Below are 18,841 nucleotides of genomic sequence, written 5' to 3' on the forward strand. Positions count from 1 at the left end.
GGTAAGAGACATGCGGGTTTTTCATGCGGCGGCGGGGCTGGCGGTTGTGCTTGCGCTGACCGGATGCCAGCGGACATCCATGGGTGGTTTCGGTTCTCAGGATGTTTCGCCTGCTCCGCTGCAGGCTGCGCCCGTTCCGACGGTTTCGTCGGGCCAGCTCCCTGACCCGACGACCAACACCTCGCAGTTCCCGGCGGCACCCACCGCTGGCGCCGCAGCTCCCGGCGGCGCGCCGGCCGGCACGCAGGTCGCGGCCGCCCCGAACGCGCTCGACGTGACGAAGGAATCGATGGTCGGCAATTGGCGTGTGTCGAGCGCCGGCAGCTCCTGTGACATGTTCCTGACGCTGACGAACCTCGGCAGCGGATCGCGCGGCGGCACGCGCGGCTGCGCCGGCGAGCTGACGACGATGGGCTCCTGGGAAGTCGCCGGCAAGCAGGTGGTGCTAAAGGACCGGGGCGGCAATCCGATCGCACGCCTCTACAAGACCGCAGACGCGCGCTTCGACGGCTCGACCAACAGCGGGCAGCCGGTCAGCCTCAGCCGCTGACGGCCGCCAACGCCCGGCGCTCAGCCGAACGCGGGACGAGGACGTGTGAGCAGTCTTGCCCGTCCCGTGCCTCTCGCCTAAATTGCTCCTTGCTCACCTTGGGTGCCGCGTGCTCAACCCAGACGACAGCATTGTTCACAAGCTTGAAACGCTCGTTACCACCGGCGAACGACAGCGCGACCCGGCGCAAATTGCGATCGCGCGGCGACTCGACCACCTGACCGCGGAGCTGCTTGCCAGCAGGCCGTCGCGCAAGTCCAATGCGCTCGGCTGGCTCTTTGCCTCGCGCAAGAAGGATCACGCTCCGGTCAAGGGCCTTTACATCCACGGCGGCGTTGGTCGCGGCAAGACGATGCTGATGGACATGTTCTTCGACGCCGTGCCGATCCAGCGCAAGCGTCGGGCGCATTTCCACGAGTTCATGGCGGATGTGCACGAGCGCATCTACAAGCATCGCCAGAAACTCAAGAATGGCGAGACTAAGCAGGCCGACCCGATCCCGCCGGTGGCCTCCGAGCTCTTTGGCGAGGCCCGGCTCCTGTGCTTCGATGAATTTTCTGTCAGCGACATCGCCGATGCGATGATTCTGGCGCGCCTCTTCGGCGAACTCTTCGCCAAGGGATGCGTCCTCGTCGCGACCTCGAACGTCGAGCCGAGCGATCTTTATCGTCATGGCCTCAATCGTGGCCTTTTTCTCCCCTTCATTGATCTTCTGAAGGCGAATACGGAGATCATCTCGCTCGACACCGAGACGGATTACCGCCTGCAGAAGACCGACGGAAATCCGGTCTGGCTTTCACCGCTCGGCCCGGAGGCGGAGGCGGCGATGGCGCGCGCCTGGTACGTCGAGACCAACGGGGCACCGGAAGCACCGGCGGAGATCAGCCGCAAGGGGCGCAAGATCCACGTGCCGTCGGCGTCCGGCCGAAGCGCCCGGTTTACTTTCGCCGACCTTTGCGCGCAGCCGCTCGGTGCTGCCGACTATCTCGCCATCCTGACGCAATACAGCACGATCTTCCTCGACCACGTCCCGCATCTGGGACCTCACCTGCGCAACGAGACCAAGCGATTTATCATCCTCGTCGATGCCCTTTACGATCAGGGCGCCCGCCTCTTCGCCTCCGCTGCGGCCGAGCCGCAGCACCTGTTGACCGCGAAGAAGGGAACCGAAGGCTTCGAGTTCGATCGCACCGTGTCGCGCCTGATCGAGATGCAGAGCAAGGAATATGCGGCGCAACATCCGGCAAGAATGACCGTTTGATGACGCAACGGCGACATACTTTCTTACGTTTACGTAAGAGTTTTATGATCTAACCGATTGAATTTGCTCTGTCAAAAAGTATGCATTGATATTTTACCATTTGCCGTTTAAGGGCTTTCCGCGAAGGTTTGGCGTTTTGCCGCGTTTCAGGCCTCGATCATTTTGGGATCACAAAGGAAGCACTTTCATGGCGCGCAACAAGATCGCACTTATCGGCTCAGGGATGATTGGTGGCACGCTGGCACATCTCGCCGGCTTGAAGGAATTGGGCGACATTGTCCTTTTCGACATTGCCGACGGCATTCCTCAGGGCAAGGGCCTCGATATCGCACAGTCGTCGCCGGTCGAAGGTTTCGATGCATCGCTCACGGGCGCGAGCGACTATTCTGCGATCGAAGGTGCTGACGTCTGCATCGTCACCGCCGGCGTGCCGCGCAAGCCGGGCATGAGCCGCGATGACCTGCTCGGCATCAACCTGAAAGTGATGGAGCAGGTCGGCGCCGGCATCAAGAAATATGCGCCGAACGCCTTCGTCATCTGCATCACCAACCCGCTCGACGCCATGGTGTGGGCGCTGCAGAAGTTCTCGGGCCTGCCGAAGAACAAGGTCGTCGGCATGGCCGGCGTTCTCGACTCCTCGCGCTTCCGCCTCTTCCTCAGCCAGGAATTCAACGTGTCCGTCCAGGACGTCACGGCTTTCGTGCTCGGCGGCCACGGCGACACGATGGTGCCGCTCGCCCGCTATTCGACCGTTGCCGGCATTCCGCTGACCGATCTCGTTCAGATGGGCTGGGTCACCAAGGACCGCCTCGAGGAAATCATCCAGCGCACCCGTGACGGCGGCGCCGAAATCGTCGGCCTCCTGAAGACAGGCTCGGCCTATTATGCGCCGGCTGCTTCCGCGATCGAGATGGCGGAAGCCTACCTCAAGGACAAGAAGCGCGTGCTTCCCTGCGCGGCCCATCTTTCCGGCCAGTACGGCGTCAAGGACATGTATGTCGGCGTGCCGACGATCATTGGCGCCGGCGGCGTCGAGCGCATCATCGAGATCGACCTCAACAAGGGCGAGAAGGAAGCCTTCGACAAGTCGGTGGCGGCGGTCGCAGGCCTTTGCGAGGCTTGCATCAGCATCGCACCCAGCCTGAAGTAACCGCCATCCGGCCAATCAGACAGGAACAACTCCATGAACATTCATGAATATCAGGCCAAGGCTCTCTTGAAGAGCTATGGCGCGCCGGTCGCCGAAGGCGTCGCGATCTTCTCCGCCGACGAAGCGGAAGCTGCTGCTAAGAAGCTGCCGGGACCGCTCTACGTGGTGAAGAGCCAAATCCACGCTGGTGGTCGCGGCAAGGGCAAGTTCAAGGAACTCGGCCCCGACGCCAAGGGTGGCGTGCGGCTCGCGAAGTCCGTAGACGAGGTCGTCGCCAATGCCAAGGAGATGCTTGGCAACACGCTGGTGACCAAGCAGACCGGTCCGGCCGGCAAGCAGGTCAACCGCCTCTATATCGAGGACGGCGCCGACATCGACCGCGAACTCTATCTTTCGATCCTCGTCGATCGCTCGGTCGGCCAGGTTGCCTTCGTGGTTTCGACCGAGGGCGGCATGGACATCGAGGCGGTTGCCGAGCACACGCCGGAGAAGATCGTCACCGTGGCGATCGATCCGGACAAGGGCGTCACTGCGGAAAACCTGAAGACGCTCGCCGACGCGCTGAAGCTTGAGGGCGAGGCACGGGCCGATGCTGAAAAGCTCTTCCCGATCCTCTACAAGGCCTTCGTCGAGAAGGACATGAGCCTGCTCGAGGTCAACCCGCTGATCGTCATGAAGAACGGCCGCATGCGCGTGCTGGACGCCAAGGTCTCCTTCGACGGCAACGCGCTCTTCCGCCACGAGGACGTCGTCGCTCTGCGCGACACCACGGAAGAGGACGAGAAGGAAATCGAAGCCTCCAAGCACGACCTCGCCTATGTCGCGCTCGACGGCAACATCGGCTGCATGGTCAACGGCGCCGGTCTTGCCATGGCGACTATGGACATCATCAAGCTCTATGGCGCCGAACCCGCGAACTTCCTCGATGTCGGCGGTGGCGCTTCGAAGGAGAAGGTGACACATGCCTTCAAGATCATCACTGCCGATCCGGCCGTGAAGGGCATTCTCGTCAACATCTTCGGCGGCATCATGAAGTGCGACGTCATCGCCGAAGGCGTGCTCGCCGCCGTCAAGGAAGTGGGTCTCAAGGTGCCGCTCGTCGTCCGCCTCGAAGGCACGAATGTCGAACTTGGCAAGAAGATCATCAATGAATCGGGCCTCAACGTCATCTCCGCCGATGATCTGGACGATGCCGCCCAGAAGATCGTTGCAGCCGTGAAGGGAGCCTGAGGTTTCATGTCCATCCTGATCAACAAAGACACCAAGGTCCTGGTTCAGGGCCTGACCGGCAAGACCGGTACCTTCCACACCGAGCAGGCGCTCGCCTATAACGGCACGAAGATGGTCGGCGGTATCCACCCGAAGAAGGGTGGCGAGACCTGGACCGGCGCCAAGGGCGAGCAACTCCCGATCTTCGCGTCTGTTGCCGAAGGCCGTGACGCGACCGGCGCCAATGCATCGGTCATCTATGTTCCGCCGGCGGGCGCTGCCGCCGCGATCATCGAAGCGATCGACGCGGAAATTCCGCTGATCGTCTGCATCACCGAAGGCATCCCGGTCGCCGACATGGTGAAGGTCAAGGCGCGCCTGGAGAGGTCCTCCTCGCGTCTCATCGGCCCCAACTGCCCGGGCGTGCTCACCCCGAACGAATGCAAGATCGGCATCATGCCGGGCAACATCTTCCGCAAGGGCTCGGTAGGCGTGCTGTCGCGCTCCGGTACGCTCACCTACGAGGCCGTCTTCCAGACCACCAACGAAGGCCTCGGCCAGACGACCGCCGTCGGCATCGGCGGCGACCCGGTCAAGGGTACCGAGTTCATCGACGTCTTGGAAATGTTCCTCGCCGACGACGAGACCAAGTCGATCATCATGATCGGTGAAATCGGCGGTTCGGCCGAAGAGGACGCGGCGCAGTTCCTGAAGGACGAAGCCAAGCGCGGCCGCAAGAAGCCGATGGTCGGCTTCATCGCCGGCCGTACGGCCCCTCCCGGCCGCACCATGGGCCATGCCGGCGCGGTCATCTCCGGCGGCAAGGGCGGCGCGGAAGACAAGATCGCGGCGATGGAATCGGCCGGTATTCGCGTCTCGCCGTCGCCGGCACGCCTCGGCAAGACGTTGGTCGAGGTCCTGAAGGGCTGAGATTCCGAAAGCGAGGCTTGGGGCCGGCGCAGTCTGCCGGCCCCAAGCCGGATCCAATTAATGACGCAAGCTTGGTGCAGTAAAAGCGCCGAATAAAGATGAACGACCGGGAAGACCCGGCATCCCAACTTCAGTCAGGAGGCGAACCAGGGGTTCGCGAAAGACCATGACAAGGCAAGAGGCCAACGAGCAATTCCAGCTCACATCGTTTCTGGATGGCGCCAATGCTGCTTATATCGAGCAGCTCTATGCGCGTTACGAAGCGGATCCGTCCTCCGTTTCGTCCGAATGGCAATCCTTCTTCAAGGCGCTCGCCGACCGGCCGGAAGACGTTGTGAAGGCCGCCAAGGGCGCCTCCTGGAAAAAAAGCAACTGGCCGATCGCCGCCAATGGCGAACTCGTGTCCGCGCTCGACGGCGACTGGGGCGTCGTTGAGAAAGTTATCGAAAAGAAGGTCAAGGCCAAGGTCGAGGAAGCTGCTGCCGTCACCGGTGTCCCGGTCAGCGAGGCGGAGGTTCATCAGTCGACGCGCGATTCCGTCCGCGCCATCATGATGATCCGCGCCTACCGCATGCGCGGCCACCTGCACGCCAAGCTCGATCCGCTCGGCCTTGCCGACCCGGTCGAGGACTACGAAGAGCTCTCGCCAAAGACCTACGGCTTCGAAGAGAAGGACCTCGACCGCAAGATCTTCATCGACAACGTGCTCGGCCTCGAATACGCGACCGTGCGCGAAATGGTCGAAATCCTCGAGCGGACCTACTGTTCGACGATGGGCGTCGAATTCATGCATATGTCCAACCCCGAGGAGAAGGCCTGGATCCAGGCCCGTATCGAAGGTCCGGACAAGGGCGTCGAATTCACGCCCGAGGGCAAGAGGGCGATCCTGCAGAAGCTTATCGAGTCCGAAGGCTTCGAGCAGTTCATCGATGTCAAGTACAAGGGCACGAAGCGTTTCGGCCTCGACGGCGGCGAGTCGCTGATCCCGGCGCTGGAGCAGATCATCAAGCGCGGCGGTCAGGAAGGCCTCAAGGAAATCGTGCTCGGCATGGCCCACCGCGGCCGCCTCAACGTTCTTTCCCAGGTGATGGCCAAGCCGCATCGCGCCATCTTCCACGAGTTCAAGGGCGGCTCCTATGCGCCCGATGACGTGGAAGGTTCTGGCGACGTCAAATATCACCTCGGCGCTTCCTCCGACCGCGAATTCGACGGCAACAAGGTGCACCTGTCGCTGACGGCGAACCCGTCGCATCTCGAGATCGTCAACCCGGTCGTCATGGGCAAGGCACGCGCCAAGCAGGACCAGATGGCGACGGTGTTCGAGGGCGACATCATTCCGCTGCGCGAACGCGTAAAGGTTATGCCGCTCCTGCTGCATGGCGACGCTGCCTTCGCCGGCCAGGGCGTCATCGCAGAAATCCTGGGCCTCTCTGGCCTGCGCGGCCACCGCGTCGCCGGTACCGTGCACTTCATCATCAACAACCAGATCGGCTTCACCACGAACCCGGCCTTCTCGCGCTCCTCGCCCTATCCGTCGGACGTGGCGAAGATGATCGAAGCGCCGATCTTCCACGTGAACGGCGATGACCCGGAAGCCGTCGTCTACGCGGCCAAGGTCGCGACCGAATTCCGGATGAAGTTCCACAAGCCGGTCGTCGTCGACATGTTCTGCTACCGCCGCTTCGGCCACAACGAGGGCGACGAGCCGGCATTCACGCAGCCGAGGATGTACAAGGCCATCCGCGCCCATAAGACGGTCGTCCAGCTCTATTCGGAACGGCTGATCGCCGAAGGTCTCATGACCGAGGGCGAGGTCGAGAAGATGAAGGCGGACTGGCGCGCCCATCTCGAGCAGGAGTTCGAGGCCGGCCAGTCCTACAAGCCGAACAAGGCCGATTGGCTCGATGGAGCCTGGTCGGGCCTGCGCACGGCCGACAACCAGGATGAGCAGCGCCGCGGCAAGACCTCGGTACCGATGAAGCAGCTGAAGGAAGTCGGCCGCAAGATTTCCGAGATCCCGGCTGGCTTCAACGCCCACCGCACGATCCAGCGTTTCATGGAAAACCGTGCCAGCATGGTGCAGACCGGTGAGGGCATCGACTGGGCAATGGCGGAAGCGCTCGCCTTCGGCACGCTTGTCACCGAGGGCACGAAGATCCGCCTCTCGGGCCAGGACTGCGAGCGCGGCACGTTCTCGCAGCGTCACTCGGTTCTTTATGACCAGCAGACGGAGGAGCGCTACATTCCGCTCGCCAACCTGTCGCCGACCCAGGCTCGCTACGAGGTCATCAACTCGATGCTCTCGGAAGAGGCGGTGCTCGGCTTCGAATATGGCTATTCGCTTGCCCGTCCGAACGCACTGACGCTGTGGGAAGCCCAGTTCGGCGACTTCGCCAACGGTGCTCAGGTGGTCTTCGACCAGTTCATCTCGTCCGGCGAACGCAAGTGGCTGCGCATGTCCGGCCTCGTCTGCCTGCTGCCGCACGGCTATGAAGGCCAGGGGCCGGAGCACTCCTCCGCGCGCCTGGAACGCTTCCTGCAGCTCTGCGCGGAAGACAACATGCAGGTCGCCAACGTCACCACGCCGGCCAACTACTTCCACATCCTGCGCCGCCAGGTGAAGCGCGATTTCCGCAAGCCGCTGATCCTGATGACGCCGAAGTCGCTGCTCCGGCACAAGCGGGCGGTCTCCAGCCTCTCCGAAATGGCGGGCGAGAGTTCCTTCCACCGGCTGCTCTGGGACGATGCGGAGGTCATCAAGGACGGCCCGATCAAACTGCAGAAGGATTCGAAGATCCGTCGCGTCGTGATGTGCTCGGGCAAGGTCTATTACGACCTGCTCGAGGAGCGCGAGAAGCGCGGTGTCGACGACATTTACCTGCTGCGCGTCGAGCAGCTCTATCCGTTCCCGGCCAAGGCTCTGATCAACGAACTCAGCCGCTTCCGCAATGCGGAAATGGTCTGGTGCCAGGAAGAGCCGAAGAACATGGGCGCCTGGTCGTTCATCGATCCCTATCTCGAATGGGTGCTCGCCCATATCGACGCCAAGTATCAGCGGGTGCGCTACACCGGCCGTCCGGCCGCCGCTTCGCCGGCAACCGGCCTGATGTCTAAGCACATGGCGCAACTTGCCGCCTTCCTCGAGGACGCGCTGGGGGGCTGATAGGCTCCCCACGGTCTGCCAATCGCTGGAGCACTTCCAGGAAAAGTGCGTAGCGGTTTTCCGTCCGGAAGTGCGTAACTCAAAGAGCTAGAAACAGATATCTGATCAACGGAACAAAAATCATGGCAACAGAAATCCGCGTTCCCACTCTCGGCGAATCCGTCAGCGAAGCGACCGTCGGCACCTGGTTCAAGAAGGTCGGCGATGCGATCAAGGCTGACGAACCGATCCTCGAACTCGAGACCGACAAGGTAACGATCGAAGTGCCGGCACCGGCAGCCGGCACGCTCTCCGAAATCGTAGCGCAGGCGGGCGAGACCGTCGGCCTCGGCGCGTTGCTCGGCCAGATCGCCGAAGGCGCCGGTGCCGCCGCTGCTGCTCCGGCTCCGGCCGAGAAAAAGCCTGAACCCGCGGCTGCCGCTCCGGCCCCGCAGCCAGCCGCCGCGCCAGCGCAGCAGGCGCCGACGTCGATGCCGCCGGCTCCGGCTGCCGCCAAGCTTATCGCGGAAAACAATCTCGCCGCCGACCAGATCGACGGCTCTGGCAAGCGTGGCCAGGTGCTGAAGGGTGACGTGATCGCCGCTCTCGCCAAGGGCGTTTCGGCCCCTGCCGCCGAACCGGCGAAAGTCCAGGCGCGTGCGCCGGCGCCGGCCGAGGATGCCGTCCGCGAAGAACGGGTCAAGATGACACGGCTGCGCCAGACGATCGCCAAGCGCCTCAAGGACGCACAGAACACGGCCGCGATGCTCACCACCTACAACGAGGTGGACATGAGCGCGGTGATGAGCCTGCGCAACAAGTACAAGGACATCTTTGAGAAGAAGCACGGCGTCAAGCTCGGCTTCATGGGCTTCTTTACCAAGGCTGTCACGCATGCGCTGAAGGAATTGCCGGCGGTCAACGCCGAGATCGACGGCACCGACGTCATTTACAAGAACTTCTGCCACATCGGCGTCGCTGTCGGTACCGACAAGGGCCTTGTCGTGCCGGTCGTTCGCGATGCCGACCAGATGTCGATCGCCGAGATCGAGAAGGAAATCGGCCGCCTCGGCAAGGCCGCTCGCGATGGCGCGCTGTCGATGGCCGACATGCAGGGCGGCACCTTCACGATCTCCAACGGCGGTGTCTACGGCTCGCTGATGTCTTCGCCGATCCTCAACGCGCCGCAGTCCGGCATTCTCGGCATGCACAAGATCCAGGACCGCCCGGTTGCGATCGGCGGACAGGTCGTCATCCGCCCGATGATGTATCTCGCTCTCTCCTACGATCACCGTATCGTCGACGGTAAGGAAGCGGTCACCTTCCTGGTGCGCGTCAAGGAGAGCCTTGAAGATCCGGAACGCCTGGTGCTCGATCTCTAAGACAGGCGGGGGCGAGAGCCCCCGCTTCTTCTCGTGGGATGCGCGGATGTCGTTGGAACTGAGCTACCTCCTGTGGAGCGCCCTGCTCGCCTTCGTCTACATGATGGCGCAGGCGGGCGCCTATCGCCTGCAGAACGGCCTCGTCGAGGCGGATCCCAACCGGGACGTTCAGCCGCCGCCGGATGTTTTTACGGCACGCGCGACGCGGGCGCTCCGCAATTTCCACGAGACCTATCCGATCTTCATCGTACTCGTCGTCGTGGCGGAGTTCACCGGACGCGGCGGACCGCTGACCGGCTGGGGAGCGGCGATCTGGTTCTGGGCGAGGGCGGCTTACCTGCCGATCTATGTCGGTGGTCTGGGTCTGGTTCGCTCGGCAGTGTGGGGTGTGTCCGCTATCGGACTTGCCCTGATGTTTGCAGGCATCGCGATCTAGAAGGAGGACGAAGCATGGCATCCGCACCGAATATTCCACCTATCCAGGCTCATATCTGCGTCAAGGACGGCCTTGCCGCCATCGCCTTTTACGAAAAGGCATTCGGCGCCGTTAACACGTTTCACCAGATGGCCGAGGACGGCAAACGCGTCATGCACGCCAATCTCGCCCTCTTCGGGGGCGAGATCATGCTGCATGACGAGTTTCCGGAATACGAGATGAGCATCAGTTCGCCCAAGACGGCAGGTGGCGCGAGCGTTGCGATCAACATCAATCTGGCGAAACCGGAAGATGTCGACCAGGCCTATGCCAGGGCGATCGCCGCCGGGGCATCGACAGTGATGGAGCCGCAGGATACGTTCTGGCAAGCACGCTATGCGCGCATCCAGGATCCATTCGGCCACATCTGGGCCCTCAACGCACCGGTCGCAAAATCATGAGCCACTATCTGATCGAACTCGCATCGCTGATGGCGATCTTCTCGTTCGCCATCGTCTCGCCCGGTGCCGACCTCGCCATGGTGATACGGCAGTCGCTGGTGCATGGGCGCCGTCAGGCCATCATCACATCCTTCGGCATCGGCACGTCGCTGATGTTTCACGTTACCTACACCATTCTCGGCCTGGGGCTGATCATTTCCCAGTCGATCTATCTGTTCAACATCGTCAAGTGGTGCGGCGTCGCCTACCTCGTCTATATCGGCATCAAGGCGCTGCGCGCCGGCCAGACGGAGATTGCGGTCGATGCGGGAGAGGTAAGGGCGGGCAGAGAGCAGTCGGCGGCAAAGGCCTTTGGCCTCGGCTTTGCCGCCAATGCGCTCAACCCGAAGGCGGTGTTCTTTTTCCTGTCGATCTTCTCGACGGTCGTCAGCGCCCATACGCCGATGATGGTCAAGTTCGGCTATGGCCTCGTCATGGCAAGCTGCCTGATCCTCTGGTTCATCGGCGTCAGCCTGTTCATGACGACGCCGCGCATGCGGGCTGCCTTCACCCGGGCGAGCAAGTGGATCGACCGGGCAAGCGGCGTGGTCTTCATCGGGCTCGGGCTGAAGTTAGCGACCGAGAAGGCTGCCTGATGACGGGCCGGAACGCTCTCCTCGCTTCGCTCGCGACCGTCTTGGCCGCCGCACCCGCCCTTGCGGACGAGTGCATCCAGGCGCGTGCGATCTACGCAGACCCTGCTGGCAGCTACGAGTTGCGGTTCGAGCCGGTCGGCTCGGAAAGCGCCGTCACCAGCAATCACTTCAAGGTCAAGTTCGGCAAGACCCGTCTGTCGCTCGACGGCGTCGTGATGCAATCCGGCGAGCCGCTGCGTGCGAACGGGATCGTCATGCATGATTGCCCGACAGGCGACGTCACCGGCGCGGAGCTTGAGGCCTGCACCGTCTGGGAGGGCGTGATCTATACGGTCGACAGGGCCGGCCGCATCGGCTTGCTTCAGGCGGAGGACGCGCCGGCTGCCGAACAGATCCTGCTCCCCGGTTTCGGCCCGTCGCTGCGCACGTCGAGCGCCTGGGGCGAGGGCAAGGCGAACGCCGACAGCTCCGACATCTTTGAGTTCAAGGGATGCGCCGGATGAGCCACGGGCGCGTCCTTCTCGTCACGGGCGGCAGCCGCGGAATAGGTGCCGCCGCCTGCATCGCAGCGGCAAGCGAAGGCTGGCGCGTCGCCATCAATTACGCCTCCAACCGGCAGGCCGCGGAAGAGGTGGTGCGTGCGGTCGAGGCGGCGGGCAGCGCCGCAATCGCCGTCGAGGGAGACGTCGGTTCTGAAGCCGGCGTGAAGGCGATCTTCTCCGTGGTCGACTCCGCCTTCGGCCGCCTCGACGGGCTCGTCAACAATGCCGGCATCGTCGGTCCGCCACAACGCATCGACGAGATTTCGCCGGAACGGCTGGACCGCATGTTCCGTGTCAACGTGACCGGTTCCATCCGCTGCGCGGCGGAAGCGGTGCTCAGGATGTCGACGCGTCACGGCGGGCGCGGCGGTTCGATCGTCAATCTTTCCTCCATCGCGGCCGTGCTCGGCGCACCGGGGCAATATGTCGACTATGCCGCCGCAAAGGGCGCGATCGACACGTTCACCGTCGGCCTGGCGCGTGAAGTGGCGGCGGAGGGCATTCGCGTAAATGCGGTGCGCCCCGGCATTATCGATACGGACATTCACGCCTCCGGCGGATTGCCGGACCGCGCCCGCGACATGGCGCCCTCGATCCCTGTGCAACGCCCCGGCACGGCCGGCGAAGTTGCCGATGCAATTCTCTATCTCCTGTCGGATAAGGCGACCTATGTGACGGGGGCAATTCTCAACGTCAGCGGCGGTCGCTAGCCGCCCTGAAACAAGGATTATCAAATGGCTTATGATCTCATCGTTATCGGAAGCGGCCCCGGCGGCTATGTCTGCGCCATCAAGGCGGCGCAGCTGGGCATGAAGGTTGCCGTGGTCGAAAAGCGCAGCACGTATGGCGGCACCTGCCTCAACGTCGGCTGCATTCCTTCCAAGGCGATGCTGCACGCTTCCGAGATGTTCCATCACGCGCAGCACGGCCTGGAGGCACTGGGCGTCGAAGTCGCAAGCGCGAAGCTCAACCTTCAGAAGATGATGGCCCACAAGGACGCGACCGTGAAGTCGAATGTCGACGGCGTCTCGTTCCTGTTCAAGAAGAACAAGATCGACGGCTTCCAGGGCCTGGGCAAGGTCCTGGGGCAGGGCAAGGTTTCCGTCACCAACGACAAGGGCGAGGAGCAGGTCCTCGAAGCAAAGAACATCGTGATCGCCACGGGCTCGGAGGTCGCCGGCATTCCGGGTGTCGAGTTCGAGTTCGACGAGAAGGTCATCCTCTCCTCGACCGGCGCTCTCGAGCTCGAAAAGGTGCCGGCGAGCATGATCGTCGTCGGCGGCGGCATCATCGGCCTCGAGCTCGGCTCGGTCTGGGCGCGCCTCGGCGCAAAGGTGACGGTGGTCGAATTCCTCGACACGATTCTCGGCGGCATGGACGGAGAGGTCGGCAAGCAGCTCCACCGGATGCTGACGAAGCAAGGCATCGACATCAAGCTCGGCGCCAAGGTGACAGGCGTTGCGAAGCCCGGCAGTGGCGCGAGAGTCACTTTCGAGCCGGTCAAGGGCGGCGAGTCGACCACGCTCGACGCGGACGTCGTACTGGTCGCGACCGGCCGCAAGCCCTGCACGGAGAATATGGGTCTCGCGAAGGCAGGTGTCGTGCTCGACTCGCGCGGCCGGATCGAGATCGATCGTCACTTCCAGACGAGCATCACCGGCGTCTACGCGATCGGCGACGTCGTGCGCGGTCCGATGCTGGCTCACAAGGCGGAGGACGAAGGCGTGGCCGTGGCGGAGATCATCGCGGGCCAGGCCGGTCACGTGAACTACGACGTCATTCCGAGCGTCGTCTACACCCAGCCGGAAGTGGCTTCGGTCGGCAAGACCGAGGAAGAACTCAAGGCCGCAGGCGTTGCTTACAAGGTCGGCAAGTTCCCCTTCACCGCCAATGGCCGCGCCCGCGCGATGCTCCAGACGGATGGTTTCGTCAAAATCTTGGCCGACAAGGAAACCGACCGCGTGCTCGGCGGCCATATCGTCGGCTTCGGTGCCGGCGAAATGATTCACGAGATCGCCGTGCTGATGGAATTCGGCGGTTCGTCGGAAGACCTCGGACGCACCTGCCATGGCCATCCCACCATGTCGGAAGCGGTCAAGGAAGCGGCGCTCGCCACCTTCTTCAAGCCGATCCACATGTGACAATTGGCCGGGGGGCTGCGACAAGCGGCCCCCTGCCATGCGCTGCCACGCGGCGCGAACATGAACGGACCGATATGAGGATCGTTCATGAGACCGCGAAGCGTCGCCGCTCACCTTCCGAACGCGATATTGCCCGAAGCCGACTGGGCGGATCGCTACGAGCTTCTCATTTTGAATGAGCAACTGACGGCGGGCGAGGCGGCCCGGCGCATGCTTGGCCAACTGCCGGCCTGGGTCCGCGCCTTTCTGGCACTTCGAAACCGCATCGTGTCACCCGTCGGGCTGAAGACCGCTGCACCAGCCGCGGATCGCGGTCTGATCGGATTTTTTCCGGTTTTGCTCGATGACAAGCGCAAGGCCGTTCTCGGCTTCGACGACCGGCATTTGGATTTTCGCATTATCGTGGACGTCCGCGAAGGTCCGGCCGACAGCCAGGTGGTCGGCGTCACGACCCTGGTGCGTCGCCGAAATTTATTCGGCCGCATCTATCTCGCGCTTGTCACGCCGTTCCACAAGACAATCGTCCCAGCATTGTTGGCCGGGCTGAACGAACGGCGCTGAACGCGAGCGATTCTAATAAGTTGAGACGCGGGAATGCGGGCGGAAAACCGCGCACACTTTTCCTCATCCCGCTCCTAGAGCCCTTCAGGGTTAAATGGAAGCAGTTCTGCCGGAGCAGGTTTTCGTCAGGGCAGAGGCGATTGGCGAAGGGGCGTACCCGGATGTACGTCCGAGCCGATCGCCTCTGAGCCTGGCGGAAAAATGCCCGGCCCTCCGGGTTGGCTGAAACGGGCCGCCTGATCGGCCGGCCGGCTTGGCCGTATGCTTTGGCTACGCCGCGCGCCGGCCGGTCGACCATCCGACTCCATTTGAGCCAACAGAACTGTTTCCATTTAAACCTGAAGGGCTCTAGTTTACCGGCGTGACGGTGAAGCCGCGTTGACGTAGGAGCTCGACCAGACCTTCCGCGCCGGATAGGTGCAGCGCACCAACGGCCATGAAGGCGTTGCCGCCCTTCAGGAACGGTTCGGCACGTGTCGCCATGATCTTGTTGCGGTCGATGATGATGCGCTGCTCGAAATCGGCAAAACCGAAGTCCTTTGCCGCAGTCTGCGAGGAAACGGACTTCATCATCGGCATGATCATTCCGGTGTCGCCGGAAAGATAGAGATCAGTCGTCGTCGCCATGACATCGTCAATCGTCTTGCCGAGCGCCAACGTCTCGATCAGCGCCTGCAGGTGGAGTTCGACAGGCAGCGAGTCCATTGCCGAAAGCTGCTCGACCAGCGTCTCCAGGCCCTTCAGCGTCTTCCCCTCCCTGACGGCGTCCTCCGCCAGCTTCTTATCGAGGAAGGAGGCGCCGCCGGCTTTGCGCGAGATCTCGCAGGCCGGAAGCGCGACGAAACTTGCAATCATCCACGGTTTCATCTTGGCGACGAGTGGCAGCGGAATGCCCCGTTCCTTAAGACCGGTTTCCAGCCGCACGCGATCTTCCGGCTTGAGAAAGTCGTTGATCGTCTTGTCGCCGGCAAACATGGTGAGGTCCGGGTGCATCATGATTGCCGCCGCCGCCTTCTTGTCGTCGACGATTTCGTCCGATTCGACGATGACAATTGCCGCCTTGGCAAAGGCGTCGACCGCACCTTCCGGCATCGCCAAGACGCGTGGGTCGGTGACGTGCATGGTGCCGAGCAGCCAGGAGGGGGCCAATCCTTGGGCTTCGATTTTCCAGAGGAGGCCCTTTCCGTTCGGTACCGCGTCGGCCTCCCGGCGCAGCGCGGCGAAGCGCGTCGGGTCCGACTGTTCCAGTCCCGTCAAGATGTTGCTGCCGCCGCAGGCGGACTCTTCGGCAGCGCGCGCATCCGAAATAGAAAGCAGTGCGGCGATCAGGCTCGCGAGCATCAGAAGATGCAGGGACGCGATCAGCCACGGGGCGCTATCTGCAAGCCTGTCGGCAAGATTGCGAATGGGTCTTGAGATCGGAAACGTCATCATCGGGCACCGATTCTGCACAGTTCTACTCGAAATGGCACAATTCCGGACGGAAGACCGCCGCACATCCTGGAACTGCTTTCTCGAACCCTACGCTGCGGTGATCACGGGTTCCTTAACGGGCTTGGTTAATCCGGCACTTCGCCGAATTTCAGGCACGTGGATGGGCGCGATCGTAAATTTCCAGGAGGCGCGCCGAATCGACGCCTGTGTAGACCTGTGTCGTCGAGAGGCTGGCATGGCCGAGCAGCTCCTGGATGGTGCGCAGGTCGCCACCGCCGGCGAGAAGATGCGTGGCGAAGGAATGACGCAGGGCGTGTGGTGTTGCCGAATCTGGAAGACCGAGGGCGGCGCGCAGTTTCTGCATCTCGCGCTGTATGATGGCCGGCTGAAGCGTGGCGCCGCGGGCACCGCGGAACAGCGGTACATCAGCGGCGAGGTGGTAGGGGCAAATCCTGGTGTAGTTGGCCACGGCCTCGGTCGCGGCGGCAATGAGCGGGACGATTCGCGTCTTGCCGCCCTTGCCGCTGACACGCAGCGATGAGCTGGCGCCGGCAAAATCATTGGGCGTAAGCGCGAGCGCTTCCGATATGCGCAGGCCGCAGCCGTAGAGAAGCGTCAGAACGGCCGCATTGCGGGCGGCGATCCACGGTTCTTCCGCAAGCTGCGCGTCCGCCGTAACGACCTTCAGCGCGTCGCGGTCTGTCAACGGTTTCGGGAGGGATTTCGGCTGCTTCGGCGAGCGCACAGCCTGAGCGCCCGCGGCGTTGGCAAGGCCATTTTTCTCCAGATAACGCAGGAAAGAGCGCAGGCCCGCAAGCCCGCGTCCCAGCGTGCGCGCGCCCGCACCGTGTTTGCGCCGCTGTGCAAGGAAGCCGCGCAGATCGGCCGGACGCAAACTGCGGATATCCTCCAGGCGCGGCGGCCCGGCGAGATGGCCCGTCAGGAAAGTCAGGAACTGCCGGGTGTCGCGCTCATAGGCCTCGACCGTCTTTGCGGACAGGCGGCGCTCCTTCGTGAGACTCGCCAGCCAGCGCTGGCGTTCCGCCATGACTTCGGGGTGACCAATTACAAGAAGCTCGTTCATCGTCGCTCCGGCGATTTCGTGTGCCGTACACAATGTCGCCGGGCGTCTTATGTTTTTGCTAACGCACTTCTTTTTGCTGTCGCACCCTTGGAATTTGTCATTGTTCGATCATATTGAACTGCGATGGTCGATCAGCAAACGCGGATGAGACTATGGCGAGACGGGATATGGGGGACGGATTCGCGCACTTTGCTGAGGCCATTGCCCTGGTTTCACAAGGGCAGCCCGGCCATATCGTCGACACGCTGATTGCCGAGCGCGGCAAGAAGATCGTCCGGCATCCGTTGTGGCCGGTGATGCGCCCCTTTCTCTACACGCTGCTCAACTATCGCAAGGCGATCGAATTCGCCGATGCGGTCGCCAACATGCAGGGCTTTCAGGCGTTCGAGCACTTGAGCTCGCTGCTTTCGCTCGACATTCGCGTCGACAAGGCCGAGCGCATCCCGGCAAAAGGCGGCTTTCTCCTTGTCAGCAATCATCCGACCGGCATTGCCGACGGCATAGCGGTCTTCGATCTTTTGAAGTCCCGCCGACCGGACATGATGTTCTTTGCGAATCGCGACGCGATCAGGGTCAATCCGCGATTCGTCGAGATGGTCATCCCGGTCGAATGGCGCGAAGAATACAAGAGCAAGCTCAAGGCCCGCGAAACGTTGCAGGTCACCAATCGCGCCATCGAAGAGGGCAAGGCAACCGTGCTTTTCCCTTCGGGCCGTATCGCCTACTGGGCCGATGGGCGCCTCAACGAACGTCCATGGAAAAGCTCCGCCGTCGGTTTCGCGCGCAAGTACGGTCTGCCGATTCTGCCGGTGCATATGGGCGCGCGCAATTCCGGTCTCTTCTACTGGTTCGCCAAATGGTCGACGGAACTGCGCGACATGACGGTGTTCCATGAACTTCTGAACAAGAAGGGCGACCTTTTCGATTTTCGCGTCGGCAATCTGATCGCGCCCGAAGCGCTCGACGGCGATCCGGCAGAGGTCACGCGTGCGCTGGAAAGACATACAGTCTTCAACCTCGCGGCCGATAGCGATGCCGTGTTCCAGCCGTCGGTCAGCCAGATCTGAACGGCACGGCTCTCTCCATGTCCGCCCCACATCCGGCCTGCCGGCCACCTTCTCCGCAAGCGGGGCGAAGGAGCTTCGCGGCGCCGCTGAAAATCCCCTCGCTCCGCTTGCGGGGAAGGGCGGGTGAGGGGCAAGCGGCACCAACCGCGATGGATAGACCAATTAAAAAGGCCCCGCATCGCTGCGAGGCCCCTTCTAGATTCCAGTCGCCGATCAGCCGATCTTCTGGCCGGTCTTTGCCCAGTCGGCCAGGAACATTTCCAGGCCCTTGTCCGTCAGCGGGTGCTTGACGAGCGCCTTCAGCGTTGCCGGCGGTGCGGTGACGACGTCGGCGCCGATGAGAGCGGCTTCCTTGACGTGGTTGACCGTGCGCACGGAGGCGGCGAGGATTTCCGTCTCGTAGCCGTAGTTGTCGAAGATGTGGCGGATTTCACGGATGAGGTCCATGCCGTCGAAGGCGATATCGTCGAGGCGGCCAATGAAGGGCGAGACGAAGGTAGCGCCGGCCTTGGCGGCAAGCAGCGCCTGGTTGGCGGAGAAGCAGAGGGTGACGTTCGTCTGGTGACCGTCCGAGGTCAGCGCCTTGCAGGCCTTGAGGCCGTCAAGCGTCAGCGGGACCTTGATGCAGATGTTGTCGGCGATCTTCGAAAGGGCGGCCGCCTCCTTCATCATCTCGCTGTATTCGGTTGCCGTCACTTCCGCAGAAACCGGTCCCTCGACGATCGAGCAGATTTCCTTGGTGACTTCAACGATGTCGCGGCCCGACTTCAGGATGAGCGACGGGTTCGTGGTGACGCCGTCGAGCAGGCCGAGGTCATTCAGTTCCCGGATTTCCTTCACATCGGCGGTATCAACGAAAAATTTCATGGAGGTGTCT

General features: G+C 62.6%; 18 protein-coding genes. 15 read left to right on the forward strand and 3 right to left on the reverse strand.

Features of this window, described 5'->3' with window-relative positions:
• Positions 1-10 precede the first annotated feature (10 nt).
• The 14 genes from PZN02_RS07365 (at position 11) to PZN02_RS07430 (ending at position 14,379) form a co-directional block, all read left to right on the forward strand.
• Positions 11-550: a protease inhibitor Inh/omp19 family protein gene (locus PZN02_RS07365; RefSeq protein WP_280660935.1), complete on the forward strand. Its 540-nt coding sequence runs from the start codon at positions 11-13 to the stop codon at positions 548-550.
• Positions 551-659: 109 nt separating this feature from the next.
• Positions 660-1,811: a cell division protein ZapE gene (zapE, locus tag PZN02_RS07370; RefSeq protein ID WP_280660936.1), complete on the forward strand. Its 1,152-nt coding sequence runs from the start codon at positions 660-662 to the stop codon at positions 1,809-1,811.
• A gap of 187 nt (positions 1,812-1,998) precedes the next feature.
• Positions 1,999-2,961: a malate dehydrogenase gene (gene mdh / locus PZN02_RS07375; protein ID WP_280660937.1), complete on the forward strand. Its 963-nt coding sequence runs from the start codon at positions 1,999-2,001 to the stop codon at positions 2,959-2,961.
• A gap of 33 nt (positions 2,962-2,994) precedes the next feature.
• Positions 2,995-4,191, forward strand: coding sequence for an ADP-forming succinate--CoA ligase subunit beta (sucC, locus tag PZN02_RS07380; RefSeq protein WP_225109844.1), 1,197 nt, complete (start codon positions 2,995-2,997; stop codon positions 4,189-4,191).
• A gap of 6 nt (positions 4,192-4,197) precedes the next feature.
• A complete protein-coding gene (gene sucD, locus PZN02_RS07385) occupies positions 4,198-5,100 on the forward strand; it encodes a succinate--CoA ligase subunit alpha (RefSeq protein WP_280660938.1) in 903 nt (300 codons plus the stop codon).
• Between the two features lie 166 nt (positions 5,101-5,266).
• On the forward strand, positions 5,267-8,263 hold the full coding sequence (locus PZN02_RS07390) for a 2-oxoglutarate dehydrogenase E1 component (RefSeq protein ID WP_280660939.1): 2,997 nt from the start codon (positions 5,267-5,269) through the stop codon (positions 8,261-8,263).
• 122 nt (positions 8,264-8,385) lie between these two features.
• Positions 8,386-9,624 carry a 2-oxoglutarate dehydrogenase complex dihydrolipoyllysine-residue succinyltransferase gene (odhB, locus tag PZN02_RS07395; RefSeq protein ID WP_280660940.1) on the forward strand — a complete coding sequence of 413 codons (1,239 nt, stop codon included), beginning with the start codon at positions 8,386-8,388 and terminating at the stop codon, positions 9,622-9,624.
• Between the two features lie 46 nt (positions 9,625-9,670).
• Positions 9,671-10,060 (forward strand): MAPEG family protein, encoded by a 390-nt coding sequence (locus PZN02_RS07400; protein WP_280660941.1) that lies wholly within the window; start codon positions 9,671-9,673, stop codon positions 10,058-10,060.
• A gap of 14 nt (positions 10,061-10,074) precedes the next feature.
• Positions 10,075-10,500, forward strand: a complete 426-nt coding sequence (locus PZN02_RS07405; protein ID WP_280660942.1) for a VOC family protein — start codon at positions 10,075-10,077, stop codon at positions 10,498-10,500.
• Complete coding sequence (locus tag PZN02_RS07410; protein WP_280660943.1) at positions 10,497-11,135, forward strand: LysE family transporter; 639 nt, start codon at positions 10,497-10,499, stop codon at positions 11,133-11,135. Before PZN02_RS07405 ends, PZN02_RS07410 begins: the two co-directional genes overlap by 4 nt.
• Positions 11,132-11,638: a hypothetical protein gene (locus PZN02_RS07415; protein WP_280661421.1), complete on the forward strand. Its 507-nt coding sequence runs from the start codon at positions 11,132-11,134 to the stop codon at positions 11,636-11,638. The genes PZN02_RS07410 and PZN02_RS07415 overlap by 4 nt, the downstream gene beginning before the upstream one ends.
• Positions 11,635-12,387 carry an SDR family oxidoreductase gene (locus PZN02_RS07420; protein ID WP_280660944.1) on the forward strand — a complete coding sequence of 251 codons (753 nt, stop codon included), beginning with the start codon at positions 11,635-11,637 and terminating at the stop codon, positions 12,385-12,387. The genes PZN02_RS07415 and PZN02_RS07420 overlap by 4 nt, the downstream gene beginning before the upstream one ends.
• A 24-nt stretch (positions 12,388-12,411) precedes the next feature.
• Positions 12,412-13,818 carry a dihydrolipoyl dehydrogenase gene (gene lpdA, locus PZN02_RS07425; protein WP_280660945.1) on the forward strand — a complete coding sequence of 469 codons (1,407 nt, stop codon included), beginning with the start codon at positions 12,412-12,414 and terminating at the stop codon, positions 13,816-13,818.
• Positions 13,819-13,905: 87 nt separating this feature from the next.
• Positions 13,906-14,379 carry a DUF2867 domain-containing protein gene (locus tag PZN02_RS07430; protein ID WP_280660946.1) on the forward strand — a complete coding sequence of 158 codons (474 nt, stop codon included), beginning with the start codon at positions 13,906-13,908 and terminating at the stop codon, positions 14,377-14,379.
• Positions 14,380-14,727: 348 nt separating this feature from the next.
• On the opposite strand, the gene PZN02_RS07435 is transcribed toward PZN02_RS07430, so the two are convergent.
• Positions 14,728-15,813 (reverse strand): TraB/GumN family protein, encoded by a 1,086-nt coding sequence (locus tag PZN02_RS07435; protein WP_280660947.1) that lies wholly within the window; start codon positions 15,811-15,813, stop codon positions 14,728-14,730.
• Between the two features lie 148 nt (positions 15,814-15,961).
• Entirely contained in the window at positions 15,962-16,897 is a 936-nt protein-coding gene (locus PZN02_RS07440; RefSeq protein WP_280660948.1) for a tyrosine recombinase XerC, read from the reverse strand.
• A gap of 152 nt (positions 16,898-17,049) precedes the next feature.
• On the opposite strand from PZN02_RS07440, the gene PZN02_RS07445 reads away from it, so the two are divergent.
• Entirely contained in the window at positions 17,050-17,964 is a 915-nt protein-coding gene (locus PZN02_RS07445; protein WP_280660949.1) for a GNAT family N-acetyltransferase, read from the forward strand.
• Positions 17,965-18,177: 213 nt separating this feature from the next.
• Here PZN02_RS07445 and fsa read toward each other — a convergent pair whose 3' ends face one another.
• Positions 18,178-18,831, reverse strand: a complete 654-nt coding sequence (gene fsa / locus PZN02_RS07450) for a fructose-6-phosphate aldolase (RefSeq protein WP_280660950.1) — start codon at positions 18,829-18,831, stop codon at positions 18,178-18,180.
• Positions 18,832-18,841: the final 10 nt, after the last annotated feature.

It is taken from the genome of Sinorhizobium garamanticum (assembly GCF_029892065.1).
Classification (GTDB): domain Bacteria; phylum Pseudomonadota; class Alphaproteobacteria; order Rhizobiales; family Rhizobiaceae; genus Sinorhizobium; species Sinorhizobium garamanticum.

Coding starts and splice junctions, on each gene's coding strand:
- PZN02_RS07365 (WP_280660935.1), top strand. CDS start 11: ATGCGGGTTTTTCATGCGGCGGCGGGGCTGGCGGTTGTGCTTGCGCTG.
- mdh (WP_280660937.1), top strand. CDS start 1,999: ATGGCGCGCAACAAGATCGCACTTATCGGCTCAGGGATGATTGGTGGC.
- sucC (WP_225109844.1), top strand. CDS start 2,995: ATGAACATTCATGAATATCAGGCCAAGGCTCTCTTGAAGAGCTATGGC.
- sucD (WP_280660938.1), top strand. CDS start 4,198: ATGTCCATCCTGATCAACAAAGACACCAAGGTCCTGGTTCAGGGCCTG.
- PZN02_RS07390 (WP_280660939.1), top strand. CDS start 5,267: ATGACAAGGCAAGAGGCCAACGAGCAATTCCAGCTCACATCGTTTCTG.
- odhB (WP_280660940.1), top strand. CDS start 8,386: ATGGCAACAGAAATCCGCGTTCCCACTCTCGGCGAATCCGTCAGCGAA.
- PZN02_RS07400 (WP_280660941.1), top strand. CDS start 9,671: ATGTCGTTGGAACTGAGCTACCTCCTGTGGAGCGCCCTGCTCGCCTTC.
- PZN02_RS07405 (WP_280660942.1), top strand. CDS start 10,075: ATGGCATCCGCACCGAATATTCCACCTATCCAGGCTCATATCTGCGTC.
- PZN02_RS07410 (WP_280660943.1), top strand. CDS start 10,497: ATGAGCCACTATCTGATCGAACTCGCATCGCTGATGGCGATCTTCTCG.
- PZN02_RS07420 (WP_280660944.1), top strand. CDS start 11,635: ATGAGCCACGGGCGCGTCCTTCTCGTCACGGGCGGCAGCCGCGGAATA.
- lpdA (WP_280660945.1), top strand. CDS start 12,412: ATGGCTTATGATCTCATCGTTATCGGAAGCGGCCCCGGCGGCTATGTC.
- PZN02_RS07430 (WP_280660946.1), top strand. CDS start 13,906: ATGAGACCGCGAAGCGTCGCCGCTCACCTTCCGAACGCGATATTGCCC.
- PZN02_RS07435 (WP_280660947.1), bottom strand. CDS start 15,813: ATGATGACGTTTCCGATCTCAAGACCCATTCGCAATCTTGCCGACAGG.
- PZN02_RS07440 (WP_280660948.1), bottom strand. CDS start 16,897: ATGAACGAGCTTCTTGTAATTGGTCACCCCGAAGTCATGGCGGAACGC.
- PZN02_RS07445 (WP_280660949.1), top strand. CDS start 17,050: ATGGCGAGACGGGATATGGGGGACGGATTCGCGCACTTTGCTGAGGCC.
- fsa (WP_280660950.1), bottom strand. CDS start 18,831: ATGAAATTTTTCGTTGATACCGCCGATGTGAAGGAAATCCGGGAACTG.